Genomic DNA, 2,987 nt, shown 5'->3' with positions numbered 1-2,987 from the left:
TTTACCCAAGGAGTCCGGTTCATGTCTCCTTTTTTGTTTAGTTGTCAATTTATGTCAGTGAATTTGCTCATCTACAGACGTAAATATATTAGGGAGGGAACCCATGTGAAACAAATTCATCCTGCTGATGTGATTGACAATAGCCCAGTCCGTTCATTCCATATTTGGCTTATGATTTGGCTGTTTCTAGTGATTACGCTTGATGGGTATGATGTTGTCATTTATGGCGCTTCGGTTCCTTTATTGATTCAAGAGTGGGGGATTTCAGATGTCACAGCTGGTGCCATCGGCAGCTATACAGTCATTGGAACAGCTATTGGAGCGGTATTGTTTGGCATGCTGGCCGATCGAATGGGACGCAAAAAAATTATCTTGTTGACTACATTTTTATTTGGCTTTTTTACCTTCCTTGCCGGTTTCGCTCCAAATCCAATTTTATTTACCATCTCTCGGGTCATTGCTGGGATTGGTCTTGGCGGCGTTATGCCTAATGTCATCGCACTAGCGACAGAAATGTTTCCCAAACGAGTTCGTACAGCCATTGTTGCTTCGATTTTTTGTGGTTATTCAGTTGGGGCTATTGCCGCTGCATTGACGAGCCGGGCGCTTTTGCCGACGGTTGGGTGGGAGTCCATCTATTGGATCGGAGGTGTTCCGGTATTATTCCTTCCATTTTTAATGAAAGGTGTTCCCGAGTCGGTTGGTTTTCTTCTAGAAAAGGGAAGGGAAGAGGAAGCACAAAAAGTTCTTGCTTTGATTGATCCTCATATTAGTCATGATGATGTGGTTGAACTAGTCAAGCCTGAAAGAAAGACTCAAGTTTCTTTACCTATCGTGAAATTATTCACAGAGAATCGGGCGTTTAGCACCGTGATGTTTTGGCTATCTTGCTTCAGTGCGTTTGTTCTTATTTACTCAATGAACACATGGCTTCCCCGGCTGATGATGAAAGCAGGTTATGATTTGAGCTCCAGCCTTGCATTTACCGCCGTGATGCAAATAGGGGCGATCATTGGCACTGTAGTCTTCGGTCCGTTAGTGAATAAATGGGGATTTAAGAGGGTGCTTGTTCCTTTGTTCTTCTGTGGAGCGGTCGCTTTATCGCTGATTGGTTTTATGAGCAGTACAATCGTCGCTTTTGCACTGATTGCCATTATTGGAGCCGCCTCAGTAGGTGTCCAAAACATTGCCAATGCATTTGTTTCACAATACTATCCGGAAGTGATGCGGTCCACTGCTTTAGGGAGCACGATGGCGTTCGGCAGAATCGGTGGCATTGTTGCACCGACGTTTGTTGGGGTTTTGCTGTCCTTTAACTTGCCGCCTCAATATAATTTTGCTGCTATTGCCAGCGCTGCGGTATTAGGGGGCCTTGCCGTGTTGCTCGTGCAAGAAAAGTATGCAATCTATCGCAACGAGCAAGCGAAGACAGGGAATGGGCAAGTGACTGTTTCATGAACAGAATTGCTTTGTAGAGACGGAGAAGGTCAATTTCATAGAAAGAAGGGAACAACCATCCGACTTGAACATATATTTACTGTTTACATTGAGGTTGGAAAACCGATTGAAATAGGAGATGTCGGATATGGACACCGAAGAGTGATCCCAATTCTCGGTGGAAGTTTTGAGGGACCTTTGATGCGGGGAAAGGTGTCGCCTGGAGGGGCGGACTATCAATTGATTCGGAGAGATGGGGTAGCAGAGCTGCTCGCCCATTATGTGATCGAGACGGATGACGGGGTGCCTATTTATGTTGTCAATAAAGGATACCGACATGGGCCGAAAGAAATCATCGATAAAATATTCCGCGGCGAAGATGTGCCGCGGGACTCTTATTATTTTAAAACGACCCCTATTTTTGAAGTGCAAAGCGGACGATATGATTTTTTGAATAAAATGGTGTTTGTTGGGGAAGGAATTCGAAAGCCAACGGAAGTGGAAATCACGTTTTATCAAGCCGGTTAACTTTGGGGAAACGGAGGGAGGGGGAGAGATGGAAACCGTTCGTGTTTTGTCTGTTCCTCAACTATTGGAACGAGCGGCGGTGGAAAATCCATCCAAAGAGGCCATCTATGACCTGCGGCGTCGAATCACCTATGGTGATTTGCACAAGGAAGTCCGCCAGTTGGCATCAGCTCTAGTCTCGCTCGGCATCAAGCAAGGGGATCGTGTGGGCGTTTGTTTGCCGAACTGGCTTGAGACAGTCCAACTATTTTTTGCTATCTCCCAAATTGGAGCGATCGTCGTTCCTTTTAATCCGAAATATCGACAGCACGAAGTTGAACATATTATAAAAAATTCTGGAATGAGAGCTATTTTTGTATGTGAGGAAATCGAAAAGCATATCGGATTGAGTTTCATTCGAACCAGTGTTGATCAAATTATTACGGTTCGGTTTGTCAAATCAGGCTTCTTTTCTTTGGAGCAGCTTATGGCCCATGCAACTGATCAATCGTTGCCCATGGTGACGATTGATCCGCAACATGACCTGTTTTGTCTTTTATACACGTCTGGTACGACCGGAGCGCCAAAAGGAGTGATGATTACTCATCGCGGTATCGTCCAATCAGGCGTGGCGATTGCCGACAGCTTGAGGTGCAATCAAGATGATGTGTTTCTTATTTGTACGCCGATTTTCCATGTGTTCGGCATGGCGTGCAACTTGATGTCCGCTGTATACAGCCAGGCAAAAATGGTGCTGCAGGAAAGGTACAGCCCAAGAGAGGCGCTGCGGCTTATCGAAAAAGAAAAAGTAACCATTCATCATGCTGTGCCGGCAATGCTTCATATGGAGTTAAACGTATTGAATAGTGAGTCATTCGATTTGTCGTCATTGCGCGCAGGAATGACGGGAGCGGATGTTTGTCCGTTGGAGACGGTAAAAGCGATACGTGAGAAAATGGGGATGACCAGGCGTGTTGATTATCCAATAAAATCCAAAGGGTATAGAAAAAAGAGCACCTTTCCTGTAGAATGTGAGTAGCGAC

The 2,987-nt window shown here is 45.4% G+C and carries 3 protein-coding genes; all 3 read left to right on the top strand.

The window, feature by feature from the left end; genetic code table 11:
- The first annotated feature begins 105 nt into the window (after positions 1 to 105).
- Genes ABS784_RS16730 through ABS784_RS16720 form a run of 3 tightly spaced genes read left to right on the top strand, consistent with a single transcriptional unit; the run spans position 106 to position 2,983 of the window.
- Positions 106 to 1,458, top strand: a complete 1,353-nt coding sequence (locus ABS784_RS16730; RefSeq protein ID WP_013523572.1) for an MFS transporter — start codon at positions 106 to 108, stop codon at positions 1,456 to 1,458.
- A gap of 6 nt (positions 1,459 to 1,464) precedes the next feature.
- Complete coding sequence (locus ABS784_RS16725; protein ID WP_013523573.1) at positions 1,465 to 1,965, top strand: DUF3237 domain-containing protein; 501 nt, start codon at positions 1,465 to 1,467, stop codon at positions 1,963 to 1,965.
- A 28-nt stretch (positions 1,966 to 1,993) separates the two neighbouring features.
- Positions 1,994 to 2,983, top strand: coding sequence for a class I adenylate-forming enzyme family protein (locus ABS784_RS16720; RefSeq protein WP_352513332.1), 990 nt, complete (start codon positions 1,994 to 1,996; stop codon positions 2,981 to 2,983).
- Positions 2,984 to 2,987 lie beyond the last annotated feature (4 nt).

This window comes from Geobacillus sp. G4 (assembly GCF_040327975.1).
In the GTDB taxonomy this organism is placed as follows: domain Bacteria; phylum Bacillota; class Bacilli; order Bacillales; family Anoxybacillaceae; genus Geobacillus; species Geobacillus thermoleovorans.
Note: the sequence above shows the minus strand (reverse complement) of the source record. Positions and strands in the feature narration are given on the sequence as shown.